This window comes from Bacillus pretiosus (genome assembly GCF_052947655.1).
In genome coordinates this window covers 566,349-590,040 of the sequence record NZ_CM129593.1, presented here as the reverse complement: position 1 = coordinate 590,040, position 23,692 = coordinate 566,349, and the positions used below count along the sequence as shown (strand labels likewise).

Here is a 23,692-nt window from a genome sequence, read left to right as displayed (position 1 = left end):
CAATAGTAAAAATAGTTTTTGTAAGTTTTGTAATTGATTTTGTAATTAAAAAAAGTATAAGCGACTTATAATAAGTCGCTTATACGTAAAACTCTATTTTATTTTGGTCAATACATCTTAATTTACTCACTGGTCTTCCTACATGTTGATACACCATTTCGTTTTCTAATACTCCAATTTCAGTCAAAAACATTACATACTTTCGAATAGAAACTCTTGAAACCCCAACTAATTGCGCCATTTCATCTGTTGTAAACGCTCGTCCATTCAGCGACTCGATCTTTTGCCAAATTAATTGCATCGTTTGCTTCGTTAATCCTTTCGGAAGCTCTTTAGTGACAGTAGGTTCTCTTTTTTCTTTTTGCAAAATTAACGAATCTAATTCCGATTGACTAATTTTTTGTTGTTCTTTCATGAAAGTAAGCTTTTCTCGATATATAGTTAACGCCTTTTTAAATCGTTCAAATGTAAATGGTTTAATTAAATAATCTACTACACCATATTGTAATGCTTTTTTAATACTCCCCATATCATGTACAGCTGAAATCATTATAATATCGATTTCTTTTTCTTGGTTCCGAATATACATTAAAAGCTCAAATCCAGTTTCTTCAGGCATAAAAATATCAAGTAATACTAAATCTACTCGTGATTCCTCTAATACTTCTATCGCTTCTTTAACGGAGTTAACTGCTTGAACAAGTTCAAACCCTCCTACTTGCTCTAAATAATGCGTATTTAACATTGCTACCATCGGGTCATCTTCTACAATTAAAACTTTAATCATATTTGCCTCTCATCCCTACCTTTAGGTATTTCAATTGTTATCGTTGTTCCCTTTCCTACTAATGAATGCATATGAATTTCCCCATTTATTCGCTGTATACTTTCTTTTACAAGATACAAACCATAACCACGGTTATCTCCCTTTGTGGAATAACCTTTCGTAAATAATGCCCCTATTTCTTCTTCTGGTATACCTTTCCCCGTATCTTGTACTGTAATGATTAATGTATCCCCATATTGTATCTCAAGTTCAACTTGCTTCTTTTTACAATTCATCACTGCCTCTAATGCATTATCAATTAAATTTCCGACAATCGTAATTAGTTCATGAATAATACTTTCATCATCTATTTCCGGCATGTAAGAATCTTCACTTATGATTAATTTTATATTTTTCTCTCTAGCATAGCTAAGTTTCCCAAGTAAAAAACCAGCAAATACTGGACTTTTTATTCTCTCCATAACCCCACCAATTTCATATTGATGCTCTGATACCATACCGCTTATATACTTCTGTAATTCTTCATACTGCTTCATGTGTGTAAGTCCTAATACGACATGCATTTTATTCATAAATTCATGCGATTGTGCCCGTAATGCTTCCGCATATAGTCTAATACCAGTTAATTCTTCTGCTAATTTTCTAACCTCTGTTTTATCACGAAATGTTGCAATTGCACCAACTATTTCTCCTTTTACATATAAAGGAACACGATTCGTCACAATCGTAATTCCATAAATATTTTGTTCTTCGTTTAATTGTACCTCTCCCGTTTGTAATACTTCTTTTATACGTGAATTAGGCATATACAACTCAACATCTTTACCGATAAAATCTTCTTCAAGTCCACTTTTCTTAAACAATCGTTTTGCCTCATTATTTATTAAAGTTACATTGGCTTCTTTATCTACAGCAATAATACCTTCCTTTACAGATTGTAGCATCGTATTTCTTTCTTCAAGAATTTTCGCTATCCTGTGAGGTTCAAGACCGAATAAACTTTTCTTTATATGTCTAGCTAGCAATATTGCTCCTATAATTCCAACTAGTACTCCAACTCCGACACCAATGTAAATGATATGTCTACTTTCCCTAACTCTCTCTTTTACATTATCTGCTGAAATACCAACGGCCACCGCTCCAAGTTGTTCACCTGTTTCAGAAAATACAGGTACAAACACTCGCATTGAAATACCTAAAGTTCCTTCTGCCAGCGATACATGTTCCTTTCCTTTCAATGCAGGCCCTTCATCTCCCCCAATAAAATGATAGCCTATTTTTTGAGGATTTGGATGTGATTTTCTTATTCCATTCATGTCCATAACTACAATGAATTGAACACCTGTATTTTTTAATATTCTATTTGTATACGTTTGGATTGCAGAAGTATCTGCCTTCCCAATCAAACCATCGATTACAATTGAATCATTCGCCACAATGTGTGCAATTGTTTTTGCTTTCTCTGCTTGGCTATCCTCCGTCGTCCGTTCTACATTATGACTAATTAATATATCTGTCACAAGTAAAGAAAAAATTACAACTGTACAAACTAACAATGTAATCGTTTTCCATAAATTCCATAGTCTTTTTCTTTTTTTCATCCCGTTAATGACTCCCCTAATTGCTGAATAGAAAAATAAGTAAGGTGAAAATAATATCACCTTACTTATCTGCTGTTATTATACTTTAAATTTACTAGTCATCGCTTGTAGTTCTTCGGCCATCCCAGCTAAGTTTTGCGAAGCTGAACTAATTTCTTCCATTGAATTCACTTGTTCTTCTGTTGAAGCAGCAACACTTTGCATACTAGCTGTATTTTCTTCTGCAGCCGCTGCAATTTCATCAATAGCATTTGTCACTTCATTTGCATCTCCAGCAATTCTCTTCGTTGTTTCTACCATTTGATTAACTTGAGAAACAATATGTGTAGTAGAACTTAAAATTTCCGTAAAACTTGCTTTCGTTTTTGTTACAACATCAAGGCCTTGTTGAACTTCTCCATTCACATTATCCATCGCCTTAACAGTATGTTCAATATCCCCCTTAATTTCTGCAATTAAATTTGCAATCTCTCCAGATGATTCTCCTGATTGCTCCGCTAATTTTCTAACCTCATCAGCTACAATAGCAAACCCTCGGCCCTGTTCACCTGCTCTTGCCGCTTCAATAGCCGCATTTAAAGCTAATAAGTTCGTTTGAGTAGCGATGTTTTGAATCGCTTCAGAAATAGCTCCTACCTGCTTTGATTTCTCATCAAGAAGTTTAATAATAGCATCTGACTCGGATACCGATTTAGAAATAGACTGCATTTGTTTTGCTGTTTGTTCAACCAATTCTTCCCCTTCTTCAGCTCTTTCTCTCGCATGTAATGAGGAGATAGAAATTGATTCCGCGCTTCCAGTTACATGTTGAATTGCTGTATTTACTTGTTGTAATGTAGCCGCACCTTCTTCAACACCTTGACTTTGTGATTCAGCCCCACCTGATACTTGTTCCATTGCAATTGTAATTTGATCTGTCGCATCATTTGCTTGCTGTACGCTCGCTGTTAACTCTTCAGCCGATGCAGCGACATGTTCTGCTGAAAAACTAATTTGAGTAATCACATCTTGTAAAGAGGCAGACATTTCATTAAATGAATTCCCTAATTTCCCTATATCATCCTTGGAATGGATTGTAATTTTCTCTGTCAAATCTCCCTTACTAATTTTATGTGCCGAGTCAGCTATTTTTCTTAATGGTCTTGTAATAGACTTTGTAATGAAATAAATTAATACACTACCAAATACAATAGCTATAGCAATAACAATCAAAGTCTTATAAAACACTGGATTCGCAGCTTCGGTAATTTCTTCGTCGAACATAACCCCGACTACTTTCCATCCTGTTTTCTCATTTGTTGCAAAGATTAAATTCTTTTTATCACCTTGTTCTGTATAAGACACATTTCCTTGTTTTTCTTCATAAATTGGTTTAATCCACGGATCAGTAACTTTTGCACCTGGTTTTCTAGATGGATGACTAACAATTTGCTTATTTTGATCTAGAATAACTGCATAACCTTTTTCACCAATGTTAATCATTTTGGAAATTTTTAAGATGTTATCTAAATTTAAGTTAATTCCTATAACACCTTTACCATCTTTTACTTCTTTAGCAATTGTCACTACCATATTTTTAGTAGATGCTGATTGATATGGTGCAGTAACAATTACTTTCCCTTTATTTTCATGTGCTTCTTTATACCAAGATCTATCTGTTGGATTATACCCATCAGCCATTTGGATAAATGGTTCTCTTATAAACTTTCCTGCCTGTGTTCCAATATAAATACCTTCTACTTCTGGATGAAGTTTTATATATTGCGTTAACTTCGTTCTTACTATTTCTTCTTGTCCGTTTGGATATGTATCCTCTGTTAAAATGTCTGCAAAGTACGCCGCATCAACAAATTTCTCTTCTATATTTTGAGAAATAACAGTATTTAAAACTGAAATATTCTCCTTTGCTTTACCTGTAATTTGTTGTTCAAAATTTGTTTTGGCAGTTTGATATGAAACACCACCGATAATAAGTCCTGGTATAGTTAAAATAAGAAAAAATGAAATGATTAATTTTTTCTTAATACTCATACATTTAACCCAGTTAAATATTTTTTGCATAATAATCCTCCTTTATGTAATGTGGATACTTGTGTAATTTTATACAAGTAACATATATAAAACAATATATAATGATAACATGTAATTTTTTTGTCAATTATGCATTTTTACATATTCACTACTTCTAAATATTTAATCATAAAAAATAAGAGAACCTCAGCTTATATAATAAGCTGAGGTTCTCTTATTTCTTAACAAAAAACACCCACAAAAACTCCTCTTACAGTTCCTTACATCTATTTCCTTACTAATTCATTTAGAGCTTTTCACATAACTAATCGCCTGACTCCCCATTTGCATCCATGCCTTTTCAAATTTTCCTCTCGGCACTTTTACATCTAGGCTATCCTCGAGAGGATCCCGAATATATACAAATTCTTCATCGTATCCAATCAGTACTACACAATGTTCATTATACGTAATAGAAACATCTCCGCTATTTGTTTCCCATGTAGTAAATTCATCTTCATCTAATGGCGCAAATGTTGCATTCGTAATCATAACTACCGGTTGTCCTGATTTTACACTCTTATAAAGTTCTTCTATACTCTTCCCTGTTAAGTCCACAGCTTTATTAGGTAAATACTTTTTCGCTAATTGAAAAAGTGGTCCGTGATATACACCATATCCAGATTCAGAAAAGGTATAAATATTCCCTACAAATCCTTCATTCGGATTCCCACGTACACCATCGTTCATAAAATCAACTTTCTTTATTTCATTTGCTAATTGCATCTTATCCACTGTAATGCCTGCATATTGTAACATCATCGCTAAGCTAGTCACTTCACAGCCTCTATCTAGCTCTGGTAATTGCTGAATTAAAGGTACATTCGATAAGATGACCTTTTCATCATTATTACTAAAATCTGCTTCTTTTCCGCTTTGTATATTGAAGAATGTTAACTTCTCCACATACTTTGTAATGCCATTTTTATATACATTCCATACTGCTATAGCTAGTAAAGCCATACATATATACCACTTCCATCTCCGTATCACTCTCACGCCCTTTTTAGTTCGTTAAATAAGAATAAAACGCGTCAGCATCCGTGCGAATCACCGGTACAAAATTTAGTTCTTTTCCTTTTTCAGGCTGATCTTTTTTAATTTTTTCTGCTAATTCTTGAACGTTCATATTCGTTTTATCCATATTAAGCTCATCTGCCATTTGTAACACTTTTTGTTCATTAATTTCGCTTAATACTTGATATATATCTTTACCATACAAATCAATATGATATTTTTTTGCTTCTTCCTGCACTTTTTGTTCGTACACTTCTTGCGCTAACGTTTCTATCTCTTTTCCTTTTTGTGAAATACCTAACTTCCCTGCTTCCTCTCTTACTTTCGTTCCATAGATTTCTTCCGCAATGTCTTCTATTTCTTTTCCATTTGTCAAAATGCCTAATTTATCCGCTTCATCATTAATTTTAATCGTATTAATTTGATTAATTAAATTTACAATCGTTGTATTTTCTATAGATATACCTAGCTTTAACGCTTCTTGCTTCACTTTTGTTTCATAGATTTCTTCTGAAAGAGTTCCAACGTCTTTTCTTTCAATCGAAATTCCTAACTGTTCAGCTTCTCTTCCTACTTCCGTCTCATGAATTTCTTTTTCTAGCGTAATTTGTTCTTTCCCTTCCGTTTCAATACCTAGATTCTCCGCCTTTTCTTCTGTATGCACCGCATGTATCTTCCCATTATTTAATTGTTCTTTACTGCGCTGCGTGTAATTTGTCTTTCCTTGTGATGTTTCAGAAGGAGAGGCACCCCCTAATATGCTTAAGCTCATTACTCCAATAGTGAATACCGTCATCATTTTCTTTTTCAAAATTAATTCCTCCCTCTTACACTTTCTTTTCCATCATTCCCTATACATAATCGAAATAACATTATGATCGATATAATCTGCTCAAATACCTTTTTATAATCGCTTCTTCATAGGGCGAACTTTCTGTATATCATACATGTTATAAATAGTTTCTTAACTTTCCCTTAAAAAAAGACGACCTTGTAAAAACAAGATCGTCTTCTCACTTATATTCTTTGGTTTTTAGGGAAATTCACTTCAAAACAAGTACCCTCTCCCCATTTGCTATCTACTAATATTTTCCCATAATGCTTTTCTACAATCCAATTTGCGATTGAAAGGCCTAATCCCGCTCCTTCTGACGCACTTCTCGCTTTATCACCTTGATAAAAACGATCAAATAATTTTGGGATGTCCTCATCTTTAACCCCTATCCCGTCATCTTTCACTCGTATATGAATTGAGCTGCTCGTTTGCGTACAATCGATTTGAATATGTCCGCCCCCATTTGTATACTTCATCGCATTATCTAACAATATGACCATCATTTGATGAATTCTCTCTCTATCACCCATAAATGATATGTCATGTTCTACTTTCAATATCATCTCTTTTTCTTGATATGAAGCAATTTCCTTATATGGATCTACTATTTCTTCTAACAATTTATCCATTTCAAATGTTTTCTTATCCATCTCAATTTGATTAGAATCCGAACGTGCTAACAATAATAAGTTAGTTACAAGCTTAGATAACCGTCTACACTCCTTTGAAATCGTAGAAATATCCATCGCTTTTTCTTCTATTGTCGCAGATGGTGACTGGAATAACACATCCGTTTTTGATTGAATAACTGCAAGTGGTGTCCTTAATTCATGTGATGCATCCGAAACGAATTGCTGCTGTTTTTCCCACGAATTTTGAATGGGTATGAGTGCCCTGCCGGCTAAGAAAAAGCCGATGCCTATTGCACATAAACTTCCTACACTACAACCAATAACAAGAATTAAAAATAAAGTATTTAACATTTCTTTTTCAGCTGTTATATCGCGTACAATTTGAACTATTTTTGTATCTTGTTGAAATGCAAACGTTCTAAAATATTGCCCTTGCACTTCTATATCTTGCAAAGTTCCTAATTTCTTTGGAGAAAACTTTTCCAAATTATCTTCAAAGATAAAACGGCGTTTGCCGTTTTCAATACCTATCTCCACTGTGTTTCCAAGCCAAGTTAACTCCGTTATCCTTGGATCCCCAATCGGAGGATATCCCCTAATTTTTTTAGGTAGTTTTTTATCATCTGAATTCTTTCTATGCTGAACGGATTTTCCTATCGATTTATCTACTTCATTATAAATACGATTATATGTGTATGAATAAATGATACTGCCTAATACACCTATCAAGATAATAAATACTAATGAATTCAATATAGTCAATCGAATGCGTGTTTTCTGAAACATGCTTCCCTTTTTCATTGTTCTTTTAATATATATCCAATACCTCGAACAGTTTGAATATCTTTCTGATAACCGAATGGCTCTAATTTTTTACGTAAATGATGTACATACACTTCTACAATTGCTACTGTCGTATCTGAATCAAATCCCCAAACACGATCAAAAATTTGTTCACGCATTAAAATCTTTCCGCTATTTTGAACAAGGTACTCTAGAAGCTCATATTGTTTTAATGTTAACTTCGTACTTTGTCCATCTACTTGAACGTCTTTATCTTTTCCGAACAGTTCAATCCCTTTATAACGAATAGTCTGCTTTGTTGTTAAATTACCGCTTCGTCGTAATAAAGCACGAATTCTCGCTTTTAACTCTGGAGCCTGAAATGGCTTAACGATATAGTCATCCCCACCAAAGTCTAAGCCTTTCACGCGATCTTCTAAAGAGTCTCTCGCTGTCAAAAATAGGACTGGTGTTTCAATTTTTTCATCACGTATTTTTTGAATTACTTCAAAACCGTCCATTTCTGGCATCATCACATCAAGTAAAATGGCATCATATATATTTTGTAACGCTAGAAATAATCCATCTTCCCCATTCAATGCTGTATCTACTTCAAATTCATCGCGTAATATTTGGACAATAGACTCTAATAAAGAAGCATTATCTTCTACTACGAGTAAGCGCATATTCTCACCTTCCACCATATTGTTCAATTCTATTTATAATTATATTTTAACGTTTTTCTCAATATAAAATTTGAATGATTTATTATAAAAATTCTTTCTTAAATTTTTCTTAATAAAAAATTGAAAGAAATAAGACTCCCCTTATCTCTTTCAACTTTTTACTACGTACACCTTTTTACTCGGCAATTCTAAACAATTTAACTGGCCACCATATACAGCACCGCCATCAATCCCTATAATACGATTACTCCCAAAATACACGCCGCAATTCTCACTACCATGAAACGTTTTTGTTTCCGTATGACCAAATACAACAACCTTTTCACCACTATACCCACTATGAAACTCATTACGTATCCACATTAACGTATATGGTTCACATTCCGAAACTCGCTTCAATGGCTCAACACCGGCATGTACAAATATATACTCTTCTGTTTCAATGTAATGATCTAATTCTTGAATAAATTTTACATGTTCCTCTAAAACATGCGATTGTAAAATTGGTTTTTGGAAGGCTTCTTCATTAACCACAATATCTTCTTCTACAAAGCCATAGCTGTATAAAGTCTTATCTCCACCATTCCTTTTTACCCAATGGTTCCATGAACGTTCTTCATCAGTCGTTAACGCTTTAATCATCATATCTTCATGATTACCCTTTAGAACGAGGGCTCCCTCTTCTTTTAACGCTTTTACCTTTTCAATTACAGCACGCGCATTGGGACCACGATCTACATAATCCCCTAATAAAATCAATTGATCCTGTCTTGCATCATATTGAGCTTCTTCTAATAACTGTTCGAACTTTTCTATTTCTCCATGAATATCACTAATAACAAGAATTCTTTTCATATTATCCCCTTCTTTCTAAGCCACTCTCTTTCTAATTATAGTTCAAAACAACAGAAATTTCTGAATCCATATTCGAAATCACATTTATTACAAATAAAACGATTGTCCTTACAACAATGTAAGTCTCTTGTCATCCAATTCGATAGTTGCAAGTGCTATATTTCCTTATACTAAAAGTAAGAAATGAAACAAAAAACAAGGAGAGATGAGACATGAAAAAAGTGATGGAAGTTGTAGTAGCGGTGGCAGAGGTTTTCGTAAATGGCAAACAAGTTGCAATGGAGTTAAATAAATAATGAAAAGGACAAGATTCATTCTAGACCCTTTACTCATATAAAAGAGATAAGACTTCTTCATTTTTTTGATCCCTTATCTCCTTGTAAAAAAAGCCGTATCCTTTTTTGGGATACGGCTTTCTTATTGCCATGTTCATTTACACACTTTATTATTCCTAGTTGGTTATAAACAAGTAAAATCTCGGCTTAAATTGTTTTATCCTCCTTATTTACTATACCCTCTCTTCAAACAATTTTTTCAAAACAAAAATCCCATTCAAATACACATTACTGAATCCATCATACTAAATGACTTCTTCATTCTGTCTATCTAAATGAGATTATTTCGTACTTTTTATTTCTTTATCTTGTTATTCCACCGGTTGTGGTTGTGGCTGTACGACTTCATTCGCTCCAGCTAACCTCAACATATTTGCAATATCTTTAAAACCTCTTTTTTCAGCATATTGCAGTGGCGTAATATTTTCCTTATTGGCCATATTTACATCTGCCCCGTGGTCAATAAGCATTTGAATTACTTTCTTATGATTTTCACTACCATTTCCTAATACGATTGCTTCTACTACAGCTGTTCCACCACGATCATTTCTATAGTTCACATCAATATCTGTATGCTCTAATAACTCTTTTACGACCTCTACATGGCCACGTTCAGATGCAGAAATGAGTGCTGTTCCACCTGATTTAGTAGTTTCTTTCGTATTAACCCCTGCATTAATTAGTAGCTTTACAATGTCTGTATATCCTTCTCTACTTGCATAAAGAAATGGATTACTTTGTTTCTCATCTTTCCTTTCAATATTAGCACCTGCACCAATTAATGCTTTAACTGTCTCTACATGATTTTGATACGTTGCTGCAAGGATAGGAGTTTCTCCGTTGTCACCTTCTACGTTTATATTGGCTCCATCTTGAATCAGCTTCATAGCTGTTTCCGTGTCTCCAAGAGTCGCAGAAAGTAGCAACTGTTTGTCCATTAAATTTATACTTTTTTCTTCTTTAGGTTCTTCCTGTTCTTTATGCTTTTCTTTTTTCTTTTCGTTTTTCACATGAACCGGTTTCGATTCTGGCTCCTCTTGCTTATCGCAAGCCACTACCGTCATTAAAAGTCCTAATAACATACATAATAAAATTTTTTGTTTTCTCACAACTACAGCTCCTATGAAAGATAATGTTTTCTTAACCATTCCTCCATCACATACAATAACTCTTCTTGAGTACATTTATCCATAAGCCCTTTATATTCCTTCTTTAATCGGATTATCTTAAAACCTATACTATGTTTCTCAACCTATTGGAATGATGTGCCTGATGGCCTCATCATTAACATTATGAAGCAATTAGTTTAGCACGATTTTACCGCATTTGTATACATTTCTAAAAAGTACATAAATGATTGCTTTAGGTTACTATATTCCATTGTAACCGTTCTTCTAAAATTTTTACACCTTTTCTATATTTGCACCTGAGTAATACTAAAAAAGACAACTTATGTAGTTGTCTTTTTTAGTATTAATGATGACCACCGTGATTTCCCTTTTTCGGGTTCCCCATCATCTCTTTATTCATTTCCCATTTATGCTCTGCTAGCTCTTTATATGAAAGAACTTTCCCTTTATAGTTAGACACAAAGTTTTCTGCATCCTTTTTATTTTCAAATGAAATGACATTATAAGCCATCGGTGTCGTTATTGTTTTATCATATACGTAAGTCGCATCTTCTAACGAAATCCACTCTTTCGAATCATAATCTCGAACAAATTTTTCTTTCGTCTTTTCACCTGGATTAATCTCCATCCATTTATACATACAACCGATATCATCAAACTTTAACGCTTTTCCATTTTCTAAAATGACTTCTGTTGCAAATTGATTATCCATTACCCCAATTTGGCAAATATCACACTTATCATGTTTCTCATCAATTGCTACAGCCTCTGCTTGTTTCTTACCACATCCTACTATTGTAAAGACCAAGAATAAGCATATAGCAAGTGTCACATACTTTGTTCTCATTTTACTTCCTCCCTAACCGTATCTTCCACAAGGAGCATATCAAAAAGTTGTGTGAGATTTGTGAAAAAATAATGTACTTTTTGTAATATAAAGACCAAAAAAGATGTGTAGCCATTTCTACACATCTCTCATCATTCACAACCTGTAATTAATAAATCGTCTTCTAACTTAACTAATAATGTATCTGTATTAATTTGCTGACCAACAACTACATTTACTAACCTTATATTTCCACTAATACCGACCGCAACTTTTTCAAGCTCACCGTTATTTTTTCGGATCATCATTAAATTTTCCCACTCATATACGTAAGAAGATTCATTAACAAAAATCTCTTCTACTTTTCCTTCATAAGAACTATAAATCTCTTCAATTCTCGTTTTCATATAAAATCTACTCCCTATTTCACACTTCAATATTTTCATCTTATTCTACCATTCTTACGGAGAGCAGCTTACTTTTTAAAAATTCAAATTAACTACCGTGAACAAAATGACCAAAATAAAAATTATGCTTCTAATGATGTTATTTTTTAAATTATTTACCATTTGAATGAATGCTTTTATGATAAATAAAAAACACTTTTTCTGAATTTTCGTTACATTTTGAAAGCGCAATCATTCTTGAGGGGGAGATTACATGTTAGCACTACTTGGATTTGCGATGGTATTTGTCTTTATGTTTTTAATTATGACGAAACGTATGTCAGCACTAGTAGCATTAATATTAATTCCAATTACTTTCGCATTAATTGGCGGTTTTTATGCAAATATGGGACCTATGATGTTAGAAGGAATTCAAAAACTAGCACCTACTGGTATTATGCTTATGTTTGCTATTTTGTATTTTGGAATTATGATTGATAGCGGTTTATTCGATCCTGTCATTAGTAGGATTTTGAAATTTGTAAAAGGAGATCCTTTAAAAATTGTTGTTGGTACAGCGATTCTTACTATTATCGTTTCATTAGATGGGGATGGAACAACAACGTATATGATTACGGTTTCCGCAATGTACCCATTATATAAACGCCTTGGAATGAATCCACTTATATTAGCTGGGGTTGTTATGTTAGGAGCAGGAGTGACAAATCTTACACCGTGGGGCGGACCGACAGCTCGGGTTATGAGTGCTCTTGGACTAGACGCATCAGAGCTCTTTACACCACTTATACCAGGAATGATCGCTGGTGCAATTTGGGTCGTTTTCGTTGCTTACTATCTTGGCAAAAAAGAAAGAAAACGATTAGGAATTATGGATGTACAATACTTAAAACAAATGCAAACGATGGATGAGCAAGCTGCCACAGTAGAAGCTGCCGTTCATAAACGCCCTAAACTTCTATGGATTAACTTTTTATTAACTGTTACCTTACTTGTCTGTCTCATACTAGAAGTTATGCCGTTACCTGTTTTATTTACAATCGCTTTCGCCATTGCTGTTATGCTTAACTATCCGAACTTAGAACAACAGAAAGAACGTATTGCTTCTCACGCAGGAAACGTATTAGCCGTTGTTTCTCTCGTATTTGCCGCTGGAATTTTCACTGGTATTTTATCAGGAACAAAAATGGTAGATGCAATGGCTCAAAGTGTAGTCACTCTTATACCAGACGCTCTTGGACCACAATTACCGATTATTACAGCTCTTCTTAGTATGCCGTTCACATTTTTCATGTCCAATGATGCATTTTACTTCGGAGTATTACCTATTTTAACGAAAGCTGCCGCTGCTTACGGAATTAGTGCAGCTGAAATGGGACGTGCTTCATTACTCGGGCAACCTGTTCACTTATTAAGTCCTCTTGTCGCTTCCACTTATTTATTAGTCGGAATGGCCAAAGTTGATTTTGGTGAACATCAACGCTTTACGTTACTTTGGGCTGTTGGAACGACAATGGTGATGTTAATTACGGGAATTGTAATCGGAATTATTCCAATATAAGACGTAAAAAAACAGTAGAAGAAATGTAATTCTCTACTGTTTTTTTGTTATGAAGAAACAAGAAAATACCTTCTTTCTGGTCTCCCTACACTCCCATATATAAGCTCCGCATGAACTTTCTTTCCAGATATTAAATACTCTAAATAACGCCTCGCTGTTGATCGGCTTACCCCAACCATTGAGCTTAACACTTCTGCCGTAATACCTTCTTCATCAACTGCTAACATATGCTTTTTTATTTTTGCTAAAGTTAAAGGATCTATCCCTTTCGGGGCATATTCTATTTCATTTCCCTTTACGCCTCTTTGAGACCATAAATGTTCAATTTGTTCTATAGATAATTGATTAGTTTTTTTTAACTGCACAATCTTTTTTTGGTAACTTTCCAAACTCGCTTTAAATCGATCAAACATAAGTGGCTTTACGATATAATCTGTTACTCCGCCTCGTAGAGCGTGCCTCACTACATCTGTTTCCGAAGCAGCTGTAATCATAATAATATCTGTATCATGCAAATTATTCCTAATATATGTGACAAGTTCGGTTCCTTGCATATCAGGTAAGTACACGTCTAATAAAACGAGTTGTGGCTTCACAAACTCTAGCCATTCTTTCGCTTGTTCTCCAGTCGTTGCTGTTCCAATTACTTTAAATCCCTCAATCTTTTCAGTAAAACGACGATGAATGTCCGCAATTCGAATATCATCTTCTACAATCAATACTTCAATCTCCTCACCCATTACAATTCGCCTCTCTCTTTTGGTAATGCAATAATAAATAATGCACCACCTAAATCCCCTTTTTCGATTGCAATACTCCCATTTAAATCTTCTACTAACTCTTTCACTTTTGCTAATCCATATCCTCGTTTCCCGCCTTCTTTCGTCGAGAAGCCTTTATAAAATATGCTAGTAATGACTTCATCATGAATCCCTTGTCCTGAATCTTCCACTTCAATTACTATCTCTTCTCCAATATCAGTTACAAACATCCTTACCTTCTTATCATTCTCTTCATTTCTTTCAATTGCTTCAAATGCATTCGTAATTAAATTTCCTAAAATAGAAACGACGTAATTACTCTCAATATGCGGGCTTAATTTATCTAAGCTACTTTCTCGATCTAGCATAAAATCAATCTTTAACTCTCGCGCTCTATTATAGAATCCAATTAAAATTCCACCTAACCATGGATTTTGAATTCGCTTCATAATAAATTGAACAAAATCTTGATATACCGCTGTTTCCTTATGAATAAGCTCTAAAGCATCTTCATATGATTCTAACTGGATAAGCCCCGAAAGCGTATACAACAAATTGTTATATTCATGCGTTTGCGCTCGTAATGCCTCTGTATATTGCTTCGTCTGAGATAACTCTGCTGTTAACTGATCCATTTCAGATTTCAAACGTAAGCTCGATACAACGCCAGTTACTTTATTCTTTACTTTAATAGGTAGACGGTTCGCAATAACAGCCTGCCCTTTTATATTTAATTGACGATCAAACTGTTCTTCACCAGTTTGAAGTACATCTAGTATCGTTGAATTAGGAATTACATTTAAAATAAATTCTCCAATAATATTACGCTGTTCATCTAACGAAAGAATATCATAAGCCGCTTGATTGACTAAACTAATCATGCCATTATAATCAATGACAATAATCCCTTCACGTACAGATTGAATCACTGTACTATGCTCTTCATATAAAGATGAAATTTCTTCTGGCTCCATCCCAAACATCATTCTTTTTATACTTCCGGCTAAATATATAGAACCAATTATCCCGATTAAAAGACCTATTACTGTAATCCAAAATACACGCTTTCCATATACTTCTACCGCTCCATGAATATCATCCATTGAAAATCCAACAGACACCACGCCTATAATTTCATTTTCCTGATTACGGATTGGAACTTTGCCGCGTAATGAAGGACCTAATGATCCAGTTGCTTTCGAAATATAAGATTTTCCTTCTACTAGAACTCCTTTATTATCTCCACCAACCATTGCTTCTCCTATTTTATCTCGCTTAGGATGTGCATATCGAATCCCCTCTTTGTTTCCAACTACAATAAAATCAGCATCTGTATCAATTCGAATTTTTTCTGCAATTGGCTGAATGATAGAAGCTGGGTTTTCTTTTTGAAAAGCTTCCGTTATTTCAGGTATAGCAGCAACTGTTTTCGCAACATGCAAAGCCCGTTTCCCAATTTGCTCTTCTACCGTTTCAGACAATATGTAATAAAATAAATAACTTGTTAATAGAAGTACGACTAGAATAAGTGTACTAATTGTTATTGTGATTCTCGGTTGTAGTTTTAACTTTTTAAATTTCAAAACCATTCCCCTAACATAATTAAAGATAGAATTTAATGAATTTACAGTCTTTTACGATTACAACTAATCATAACACGGTTACTCTATATTTCTTTATTTTTATCTTCACAAAAAAAGAAACGAAGTACAATTACTACCTCGTTTCTTAACATTTTTTATTACACTTTAAATTTCCCAATCATCTCTTGTAATTCTTCTGCCATTTGCGATAAATGAACTGCTGCTGCATTGATTTCATCTACCGAAGCTAATTGTTCTTCTGAAGAACCAGCAATATTTTGAACGCTTGCTGCATTTTCTTCAATTGTAGCTGCAATTTCATTAATAGATGCACTAACTTGTTTTGCATCTACTGTCATTTGTTCCGCTACTTCTACCATACTATCAATTTGTACAACTGTATCATCTGTAGACTTCAATATTTCAGCGAAGCTTTGCTTCGTTTCATTTGCAACTACAAGTCCTGATTGTACTTCTGTTCCAACTTGCTTCATAGAGCTTACTGTTTCTTTTATGTCAAATTGTATCTCTTTTACTAGTTTTCCAATTTCCGTAGAAGACTGTCCTGATTGTTCTGCTAACTTTCGCACTTCATCTGCTACAATTGCAAATCCTCTTCCTTGTTCTCCAGCTCTCGCAGCCTCAATTGCAGCATTTAATGCTAATAAATTTGTCTGCTCTGCAATATGTTGAATTACCTCAAGGATTGCTCCAATTTGTTTCGACTTATCATCTAGCAAAACAATAACTTTATCTGATTGTGAAACAGACTCATGGATTAATTGCATTTGATTCACCGTTTGTTCAACTAACTTCCCACCATCTTCAGCCTTTTTCTTCGTATACATAGATGCTGTGGATACTAATGAAGAACTGTCTGCCACACGTTGAATTCCTTCTGTAACTTCTTCTAATAATGTTGCGCCTTCTTCGACTTCTTTCGTTTGTATTTCCGCTCCACTCGACACTTGCTCTATCGCTTGTGTAATTTGTTCCGTTGCTTCACTCGTCTGCTTCATACTAGCTGTTAATTCTTCTGAAGATGCCGCTACATGACCTGCTGAAGTATTTATATTGGAAATGACATTCTGTAATGATGCTGCCATCTCGTTAAAGCTTTCTCCTAACTGTCCAATTTCATCTTTAGAATGAACTGTAATGGATTCTGTTAAATCGCCTTCACTAATCTTTTTCGACGATATAACAAGTTGTTTTAACGGATTAATAATAGAAGCAATTATGAAGTAAATTAAAATCCCGCCAATTATTAATGAAATACCAATAACAGTTATCGTTTTATAGAAAATAGGTTCAGCAGCCTCAATAATTTCTTTTGCAGGCATAATTCCTGCTATTTTCCATCCAGTTATCTTATTTGTTTTAAAAGTGATATGACGATCTTCACCATCTAATCTGAAATTAAAATCACCTGTTTCTTGTTTGTACAACTCTTTTTCAAGTTTCTCTTCTACCTTATCACCTGGCTTCATCGTTGGATGTGCTACCACATTTTTATCTTGATCAAAAATTGCTACATATCCACTTTTACCGATATTAACCATCTTTGAAGTGTTTACGATATCATTAATAATTAAATCAATACCAAGAACACCGCTCTTATCCTCATTTTGTTTTGCTATTGTAATAACAATATTTCCTGTCGTTTTTGATTTATATGGAGCTGTAATAATTACTTCTCCACTTTTTTTCACTGCCTCTTTATACCAATCTCTTTCTGTAGGATTATATCCTTCTGGCATTTGAATAGACGGTGATTGAATAAACTGTCCATTACTGGATCCAGTATAGATGGCTTCCAGTTCTGGATGTAACTTATTATATTCTTCTAGTTTATTTTGGATATTTTGTATTTGATCCGTTTGGTAACTTGATTGTGTAAATAGTTTCGTAAAATAAACTGCATCTACTTTTTTACTATCCAATTCTTTATTAATTACATTATCCAAAATTTTTATATTGTCTTTCGCCGATTGTGAAATCGTCTCATTAAAGTTTGTCTTCGCTTGCTGATAAGACGTCCAACCAATTACAATACTTGGAAGAATCAAAATGATAACAAATGACACAAGTAACTTTGCTTTTAAACTACTACTCCTTAATTTCCCTTGAAACATATTTCTACCCCTCCATACCGTTTTAAATGTAATTGTTTTACATTTAATTTCTTTATATAAATCATACGATTCAAATGTATCAATGCGACTCTCTATCTCTTTCTCTATTGAAGAGTTGATACATACCTTTTTCATTCTATATAAATTAAATAATTAAAACAATATATAAAAATGTATATCATTCGAAATATTATAATTCACAGAAGAACCTCTAGTATCTCACTTACTAGAGGTTCCTCCCGCTTTACTATTCTTTATCTTTTTCTACTTCTTTTTTCGCATCTTCTACTACAGATACAACAGGTTTATCGTTTGATAATTGTTGTACTGCTCCTTTTCCAGCAAATCCTTCTAATAACTCTTTTAAATCAATGCCAGAAGAAGCTTTTAATGTTTCTTGCATCGTTGCCATTAAATCAGTCGCATAACCTGCAACTTTTCCGGCACCGCTATTTTTACCACCGCCACCTGTATCGACAACTGTAATTTTATCAATGTTGCTAAGTGGGCTTGCAACTTCCTTCGCATAACTTGGAAGCATGTTAAGAACCATATCCATAATCGCCGCTTGGCCATATAACTCAAATGCCTCTGCAATTTTTTGTTTTGCTTCCGCTTCTGCTAAACCTTTTAATCTGATAACATCTGCTTCCGCTGTACCTTGTGCTTTTTGTACTTCTGCTTTTGCTTGACCTTGCGCTTTTTCGATTTCCGCCTTCGCTAAACCTTCTACACGAACTTCTTCTGCACGTGCTCTTGCTTCCGCTTCAATTTTATATTGATCTGCATCTGCTTTTTTCATTTGTTTTACTTTTTCCGCTTCTGCTGATTGTTCAACAGCATAGCGATCTGCATCTGCCTTTTTCTTTACTTCTGCATCATATTGCTTTTCACGACGCGCAATCTCTTTTTCTTCTAATTCAATTTGCTTTTCACGCTCAATGATTTTAACGCGCATTTGCTCTTCTGTAACACCTTGTTGCGCTTTTGCTTGTTGTAATTCATAGGAAAGATCTGCATCTGCGCGAGCTTGTTCTTGGTCTCTCTTATAAGATTGTACTTTTAACTCTTTATGTTTTTCAGCTTCAGCGATTTGTGCATCACGTTGATACTCAGCTTCTTTCGCTTCTTTCTCAGCACGAGCTTTTTCAATTCGCGCCTCTTTTTCACGCTCTGCATTTGCAACTGTTGCATCACGCTTAACCATCGCAATTTGTGGCTGACCAAGTGCATCTAAGTAACCGTTCTTATCCATGATTTCTTTAATTGTAAAGGAAACGATGCGAAGTCCCATCTTCTTTAAATCTGTAGAAGCTACTTCATGTACCTTTTGAGCAAATTGCTCTCTATTACTATAGGCATCTTCTACTGTCATAGAAGATAAAATAGCACGTAGATGCCCTTCTAAAACTTCTTTTGCTTCTATTTTCAACTCTTCTGTTTCTTTTCCTAAATATTGTTCAGCTGCTGTAGAAACTTCTTCAATGGTAGACCCTACTTTAATAATAGAAACACCATTTACTGTAATCGGTACACCTTGTTTCGTATACGTATCACGTGTTCCCACTTCTAATTTGTAGTTTAATAGACTTAAAGGCTCTGCTCTTTGCATAATCGGAACTACGAAAGTACCGCCGCCACGAATAATCTTAATCTTCTTTCCATCATCAGTGGTAACTACATTTTTCCCGCCACCAAGCCAGTTTCCAGTAACAATTAATGCTTCATCTGGTCCAACTGTTCGATACTTTGTAATGAATACTAAAATGAGTAGAATTAAAATTGCGAGTAATACTCCACCGATAATTAATGGAATCGTCATGTAAATTCCCCCTTATAATTTTGGTTTCTTTAAAGAATAAGCAATGTTCTGTACAAGCAGAACACCATCTTGGACTCCCTCGATAATAACTTCAGTTCCTTGTGAAATATCTTTCTTTCCAACTGTTTTAGCTAGGATTGCATTGTTTCCAAATTGGGAGGAAATTAATACTTCACCAAACCCTTCTGTAGGAATAGTCGTAATGACCTCTCCCTTACAACCAATAAATTCATCCATACGCTGCACAGTGTTTTGTTCTGCTTCTGCAATCGGCTTTAAAATTAATATTTTCATTATGAAAACACCAATAAAGGATATAGCAAATGCAGACCCGAAAATAAGAATGCTATTAAAGGAAAATAAATATTCTCCTATATAACTAAGTCCACATAACATGGCGAAAAAACTAAGTAATAAAGTAACAACGGATACAGATCCGCCTCCAAAACTAAATATGGATTCAAATATATCTCCAAAAAAGATATAAATAACAGTGAGTATAGTAGCAATAATAAATCCGTATAAATAAATTGTTTCAAGTGGATAACCAAACAAAGCCATTTCTTATCCCCCTCTCTTAAACAATCCCTTTTTTATTATGTGTATGCCCACCTCTTTCAAAGATTATAGTTCTTAATTTTCAGTTATTTACCCTTTAAAGAAAAGCCTGTAAGACAGGCCCCTAAAAAAGAACAGGAGAAACCTATTGTGACAGGCTCCTCCTAGTAAATAACCGATATATTATATATCTATATAATATACTATTTTCCACAAAAAGTAAAGTTAAACATACATTGGAAAAGCACTTATTTTACTGATAATTCGTACGTTCCATCGCCATTATCATATTTATATACATACAAATAATACTTACCTGGTTTTGCATTAAATTTTGCCTCTATATGATTTCCATTAGCTTGACCGTAAGCGGCATAATTTTGCATATCTGATTCATGATGAAGCACCCATGTCATCCCGATTCCATACTCATTTAAAACGGAAATATCGATATTTTTCGTTGATGCTACATTAAATGTATAAACATCGGTGTGATCTCCGCCGATAAGGCTACCTTTTATAGTAGTGTTTAGCCCGATACGATTTGCTTCCTCTGGACGATTATTTGGTTCTAATTCTGTTAAACTTCCATCTTTAATCGTAACAGTGGTTTCGTTTCTGCTCTCTTTACCTTTATCATCTTTTACTCTTAACGCTACTTTATAAATTCCTTCTCTTTCATATGCATGTATTGGATTAACTTCTGCACTTGTGCTGCCATCTCCAAATTCCCATAAATAAGAAACAATTTTTCCATCTTCATCATTTGAGCCATCACTTTTAAATTGAATTCCTTCTTTTACAAGCCCATTATAAGGTCCATTTATATTAACCGTTGGAGCTTTATTTTCTCCATCATCTTTTGCGATACCGTGGAAGACTACATCATATTCAAATTCATTTGAACTATTCACACGATAATTGACGAAGTATGCTGTAACAGTTTTGTAGCCACTCCATTCTTTTTGCGCCAGTTGTTCTAGTGCTTCATTTACTCGTTTACTCATTTCGTTCCAATCTTCAGATTCACCTTTTGTTACACTACCTGTAAATGTGCCTTCTAGTGTAAATGTATTAAAGAATTGGGAGCTATGTTTTGTCATTTTTGCCTCTTTCATTGGCAACGTATCACTAATTTCTTTCTCTACTGCTGTTAACGATTTTGGTGCATGTTCAGCTAAATAATCATCTGCTACTTCCGGTACATTATATTTATCTTGATTATCAATTAGCTGTTGCATATACTCTTGATACTCTTTATTTAGTTTAGAATCTTTACTTAAATTCTCACGATAGGCATCATAATTTTTCACGTCATTTGCACGAATTAAATCTTGAATTTTATCAAATGTTTCAAATTGATGTGTATATAAATAAGATTGCAATGCGAACGAGTAATTATAGAAATCCCAAGAACCATATTTAGCAAATAATGTGCGCTCTGCTGTATAACGGCTTGCAGGATCAGATGATAATCCACTAATGATGCTCTTTCTCGGTACTACATTATTTGTACGAGTAGATCCTGCGAAAAATTCTGCATTTCCTTCTTGGAACCAAGTTAATCTCTCATTTTGATACATATCTCCTCTTCCAAATAAACCTGGCACTTCAAATCTCCCTTGAAGATAATGAGTAAACTCATGACGGAATAACTCTTCTAAACTATAAATACTTTGTTCTGGCGTACGCTCATATGTAAAGAATGTACCTGTTTCTTCTATATAAATGCCACCGTTGTTTGTTTCATATCCATACAGTTGTCTGTTTAACTGATATTCGTCTGGAGTATTATAGATTACTATCGTTAATACGTCGTCTGCATTACCTGGCTCTAATGCTTTGTCATTCCCAATTACACGATGATACTGTGCTTTTACTTCCTTTGCAGCCCAGTATAGTCTCTTAATTTTTTCTTCTGATACTTTATCTCCTGTTTTAAATACGATAGATCCATCGTCGAATGTATACGTTTTTGGTAAGTACTGTTCTTTTCCTTCTTTACGTATCGTCTCTAAATCTACAGTATTACCGCTATAATCTTTTCCGTTATAATTTGTTGTAATTTGTTCTACTGCAACAAAATACGGCTCACTTAAACGCGGATACATATGCATTGCTTGTGTAACAACCTCTAAACCTTTATTTGGATTACTATGAAACTTCCCTAAACGACTAGCAAAATAAATTCCATTATTAACGAGCCACTTATTTTCTGGTGTTACTTCATTTAAAAGAGCAATACGATTTATTTCATTAATAAATCCATCTATTTTCCCGTACCACATTGTATCTTTTGCTTCTTTACGAGTTTCAAATAAATAAGATTGCATATCATAATCAATACCTTGCATCATATCGTATACAGCTTGTCCTTTCATACGATCGTCTACATACGTATGAAGATTATCATTGTATTGTTTTAAAATATTCGATGCGTATTGAACCGTTTCCACATCACTTGAAGCATTACTAATTAATTTACCGTATGCAGATACGACTGCATCTTGCTCATATGTACCAAGCTTAAAGTTTGGATTGGCTGCAATTGCTTTTAAAGCAGGTAAACATTTATCCTGGAAGCTTCTCTCATTTAAATCACTTAATTCATTATTGTAAAATGCGAGATAAAAAGCTGAACGTAACACTTCTGTAAACGTTTGAATTCCTTTTGAATCATCTTTCGTAAACGTACTACCTCGGTGAGCTAATTCATCTATAACTGCTTGCATTTTCCCTTTGTCTTTATAAAAAGCCTTTGCATCTTCATTGAACTGGAATAAGTCTGTAATTTGATTCCATTTAATACTTCCTAGCGTTTCAACCAATTCTTGATTATTCATTTTGTTTAAATCAACCATTGAATAGCTTTCTTTAATTTGCTTTACTTCTGAGCTCTTCATAATAGATGCTGGTCGCTGTGAAAAGTCTCCTACTTTTAAACGTTCTTGAAACGATAATGTTTCCTCTGCTTTAGAAACATGTCCAATCTCATCTACTGGTTTTTCAATCCCAACTGGTTTCGAATGCAATACATTGTATGGCACCTTTTCTTCTGCTGATACATTCGTTTGAATTGCTCCTAACGATAGCGCCATTGTACTAATACTAAGCATCACTTTATTAATCTTTGATTTCTTGTTCATATCATTGCCCCCTATTTATATATTCCCTTGAAGAATTTAACATAAAATCTAGATACAACAATATAAAATGCAATATTTCATATTATTTCTTCCTATATTTTGTACATATCGTGAACAGACTTACCTTTATCTAACCTCCAATAATTATGAATCCATAGCGATTAA

Annotated in this window: 18 protein-coding genes and 2 pseudogenes; 1 reads left to right on the top strand and 19 read right to left on the bottom strand. The window is 34.1% G+C overall.

The window, feature by feature from the left end; all coding sequences use genetic code 11:
• Window positions 1–79: 79 nt before the first annotated feature.
• The 12 genes and pseudogenes from ACU8YW_RS03040 to ACU8YW_RS02985 all read right to left on the bottom strand — a co-directional run bounded on the left by ACU8YW_RS03040 (window position 80) and on the right by ACU8YW_RS02985 (window position 11,964).
• Window positions 80–787, bottom strand: coding sequence for a response regulator (locus tag ACU8YW_RS03040; RefSeq protein ID WP_147787294.1), 708 nt, complete (start codon window positions 785–787; stop codon window positions 80–82).
• Window positions 784–2,388 (bottom strand): sensor histidine kinase, encoded by a 1,605-nt coding sequence (locus ACU8YW_RS03035; RefSeq protein ID WP_149213941.1) that lies wholly within the window; start codon window positions 2,386–2,388, stop codon window positions 784–786. The genes ACU8YW_RS03040 and ACU8YW_RS03035 overlap by 4 nt, the downstream gene beginning before the upstream one ends.
• Before the next feature lie 78 nt (window positions 2,389–2,466).
• Entirely contained in the window at window positions 2,467–3,285 is an 819-nt protein-coding gene (locus ACU8YW_RS03030) for a methyl-accepting chemotaxis protein (protein WP_446894109.1), read from the bottom strand.
• 120 nt (window positions 3,286–3,405) lie between these two features.
• Window positions 3,406–4,419, bottom strand: a pseudogene (locus tag ACU8YW_RS03025) (HAMP domain-containing protein); the annotation flags it as partial.
• 282 nt (window positions 4,420–4,701) lie between these two features.
• On the bottom strand, window positions 4,702–5,451 hold the full coding sequence (locus tag ACU8YW_RS03020) for a C39 family peptidase (protein WP_116442942.1): 750 nt from the start codon (window positions 5,449–5,451) through the stop codon (window positions 4,702–4,704).
• A gap of 13 nt (window positions 5,452–5,464) precedes the next feature.
• A complete protein-coding gene (locus ACU8YW_RS03015) occupies window positions 5,465–6,286 on the bottom strand; it encodes a transporter (RefSeq protein ID WP_149213943.1) in 822 nt (273 codons plus the stop codon).
• A gap of 206 nt (window positions 6,287–6,492) precedes the next feature.
• Window positions 6,493–7,743 (bottom strand): sensor histidine kinase, encoded by a 1,251-nt coding sequence (locus tag ACU8YW_RS03010; protein ID WP_088061774.1) that lies wholly within the window; start codon window positions 7,741–7,743, stop codon window positions 6,493–6,495.
• A complete protein-coding gene (locus tag ACU8YW_RS03005) occupies window positions 7,740–8,411 on the bottom strand; it encodes a response regulator transcription factor (RefSeq protein WP_088061772.1) in 672 nt (223 codons plus the stop codon). Before ACU8YW_RS03005 ends, ACU8YW_RS03010 begins: the two co-directional genes overlap by 4 nt.
• A gap of 150 nt (window positions 8,412–8,561) precedes the next feature.
• On the bottom strand, window positions 8,562–9,266 hold the full coding sequence (locus ACU8YW_RS03000; RefSeq protein WP_048562841.1) for a metallophosphoesterase family protein: 705 nt from the start codon (window positions 9,264–9,266) through the stop codon (window positions 8,562–8,564).
• Window positions 9,267–9,912: 646 nt separating this feature from the next.
• A complete protein-coding gene (locus ACU8YW_RS02995) occupies window positions 9,913–10,785 on the bottom strand; it encodes an ankyrin repeat domain-containing protein (RefSeq protein ID WP_097857531.1) in 873 nt (290 codons plus the stop codon).
• Window positions 10,786–11,074: 289 nt separating this feature from the next.
• Window positions 11,075–11,578, bottom strand: a complete 504-nt coding sequence (locus ACU8YW_RS02990) for a nitrous oxide reductase accessory protein NosL (RefSeq protein WP_149213944.1) — start codon at window positions 11,576–11,578, stop codon at window positions 11,075–11,077.
• 131 nt (window positions 11,579–11,709) lie between these two features.
• A complete protein-coding gene (locus ACU8YW_RS02985) occupies window positions 11,710–11,964 on the bottom strand; it encodes a hypothetical protein (RefSeq protein WP_087983445.1) in 255 nt (84 codons plus the stop codon).
• A 253-nt stretch (window positions 11,965–12,217) separates the two neighbouring features.
• Here ACU8YW_RS02985 and ACU8YW_RS02980 point away from each other — a divergent pair, with 253 nt between their 5' ends.
• Entirely contained in the window at window positions 12,218–13,522 is a 1,305-nt protein-coding gene (locus ACU8YW_RS02980; RefSeq protein ID WP_000880452.1) for a CitMHS family transporter, read from the top strand.
• Between the two features lie 47 nt (window positions 13,523–13,569).
• Here the strand turns inward: ACU8YW_RS02980 and ACU8YW_RS02975 are convergent, their stop codons facing one another.
• From ACU8YW_RS02975 to colA, 7 genes and pseudogenes are all read right to left on the bottom strand, one after another.
• On the bottom strand, window positions 13,570–14,262 hold the full coding sequence (locus ACU8YW_RS02975; RefSeq protein WP_088061768.1) for a response regulator: 693 nt from the start codon (window positions 14,260–14,262) through the stop codon (window positions 13,570–13,572).
• Window positions 14,262–15,872, bottom strand: a complete 1,611-nt coding sequence (locus tag ACU8YW_RS02970) for an ATP-binding protein (protein ID WP_087983451.1) — start codon at window positions 15,870–15,872, stop codon at window positions 14,262–14,264. Before ACU8YW_RS02970 ends, ACU8YW_RS02975 begins: the two co-directional genes overlap by 1 nt.
• Before the next feature lie 152 nt (window positions 15,873–16,024).
• On the bottom strand, window positions 16,025–16,885 hold the full coding sequence (locus ACU8YW_RS02965; RefSeq protein ID WP_371399490.1) for a methyl-accepting chemotaxis protein: 861 nt from the start codon (window positions 16,883–16,885) through the stop codon (window positions 16,025–16,027).
• 81 nt (window positions 16,886–16,966) lie between these two features.
• A pseudogene (locus ACU8YW_RS02960) lies at window positions 16,967–18,001 on the bottom strand (HAMP domain-containing protein); the annotation flags it as partial.
• Between the two features lie 247 nt (window positions 18,002–18,248).
• Window positions 18,249–19,823 carry a flotillin lipid rafts scaffold protein FloT gene (gene floT, locus ACU8YW_RS02955; RefSeq protein WP_000154996.1) on the bottom strand — a complete coding sequence of 525 codons (1,575 nt, stop codon included), beginning with the start codon at window positions 19,821–19,823 and terminating at the stop codon, window positions 18,249–18,251.
• A gap of 12 nt (window positions 19,824–19,835) precedes the next feature.
• A complete protein-coding gene (locus tag ACU8YW_RS02950; RefSeq protein WP_001173145.1) occupies window positions 19,836–20,384 on the bottom strand; it encodes an NfeD family protein in 549 nt (182 codons plus the stop codon).
• A gap of 245 nt (window positions 20,385–20,629) precedes the next feature.
• Window positions 20,630–23,527, bottom strand: coding sequence for a collagenase ColA (gene colA, locus ACU8YW_RS02945; protein WP_199695644.1), 2,898 nt, complete (start codon window positions 23,525–23,527; stop codon window positions 20,630–20,632).
• Between the last annotated feature and the right edge of the window lie 165 nt (window positions 23,528–23,692).

Coding starts and splice junctions, on each gene's coding strand:
- ACU8YW_RS03040 (WP_147787294.1), bottom strand. CDS start 787: ATGATTAAAGTTTTAATTGTAGAAGATGACCCGATGGTAGCAATGTTA.
- ACU8YW_RS03035 (WP_149213941.1), bottom strand. CDS start 2,388: ATGAAAAAAAGAAAAAGACTATGGAATTTATGGAAAACGATTACATTG.
- ACU8YW_RS03030 (WP_446894109.1), bottom strand. CDS start 3,285: ATGGAACAAGTATCAGGTGGGGCTGAATCACAAAGTCAAGGTGTTGAA.
- ACU8YW_RS03010 (WP_088061774.1), bottom strand. CDS start 7,743: ATGAAAAAGGGAAGCATGTTTCAGAAAACACGCATTCGATTGACTATA.
- ACU8YW_RS03005 (WP_088061772.1), bottom strand. CDS start 8,411: ATGCGCTTACTCGTAGTAGAAGATAATGCTTCTTTATTAGAGTCTATT.
- ACU8YW_RS03000 (WP_048562841.1), bottom strand. CDS start 9,266: ATGAAAAGAATTCTTGTTATTAGTGATATTCATGGAGAAATAGAAAAG.
- ACU8YW_RS02995 (WP_097857531.1), bottom strand. CDS start 10,785: ATGTACTCAAGAAGAGTTATTGTATGTGATGGAGGAATGGTTAAGAAA.
- ACU8YW_RS02990 (WP_149213944.1), bottom strand. CDS start 11,578: ATGAGAACAAAGTATGTGACACTTGCTATATGCTTATTCTTGGTCTTT.
- ACU8YW_RS02985 (WP_087983445.1), bottom strand. CDS start 11,964: ATGAAAACGAGAATTGAAGAGATTTATAGTTCTTATGAAGGAAAAGTA.
- ACU8YW_RS02980 (WP_000880452.1), top strand. CDS start 12,218: ATGTTAGCACTACTTGGATTTGCGATGGTATTTGTCTTTATGTTTTTA.
- ACU8YW_RS02975 (WP_088061768.1), bottom strand. CDS start 14,262: ATGGGTGAGGAGATTGAAGTATTGATTGTAGAAGATGATATTCGAATT.
- ACU8YW_RS02970 (WP_087983451.1), bottom strand. CDS start 15,872: ATGGTTTTGAAATTTAAAAAGTTAAAACTACAACCGAGAATCACAATA.
- ACU8YW_RS02965 (WP_371399490.1), bottom strand. CDS start 16,885: ATGAAGCAGACGAGTGAAGCAACGGAACAAATTACACAAGCGATAGAG.
- floT (WP_000154996.1), bottom strand. CDS start 19,823: ATGACGATTCCATTAATTATCGGTGGAGTATTACTCGCAATTTTAATT.
- ACU8YW_RS02950 (WP_001173145.1), bottom strand. CDS start 20,384: ATGGCTTTGTTTGGTTATCCACTTGAAACAATTTATTTATACGGATTT.
- colA (WP_199695644.1), bottom strand. CDS start 23,527: ATGAACAAGAAATCAAAGATTAATAAAGTGATGCTTAGTATTAGTACA.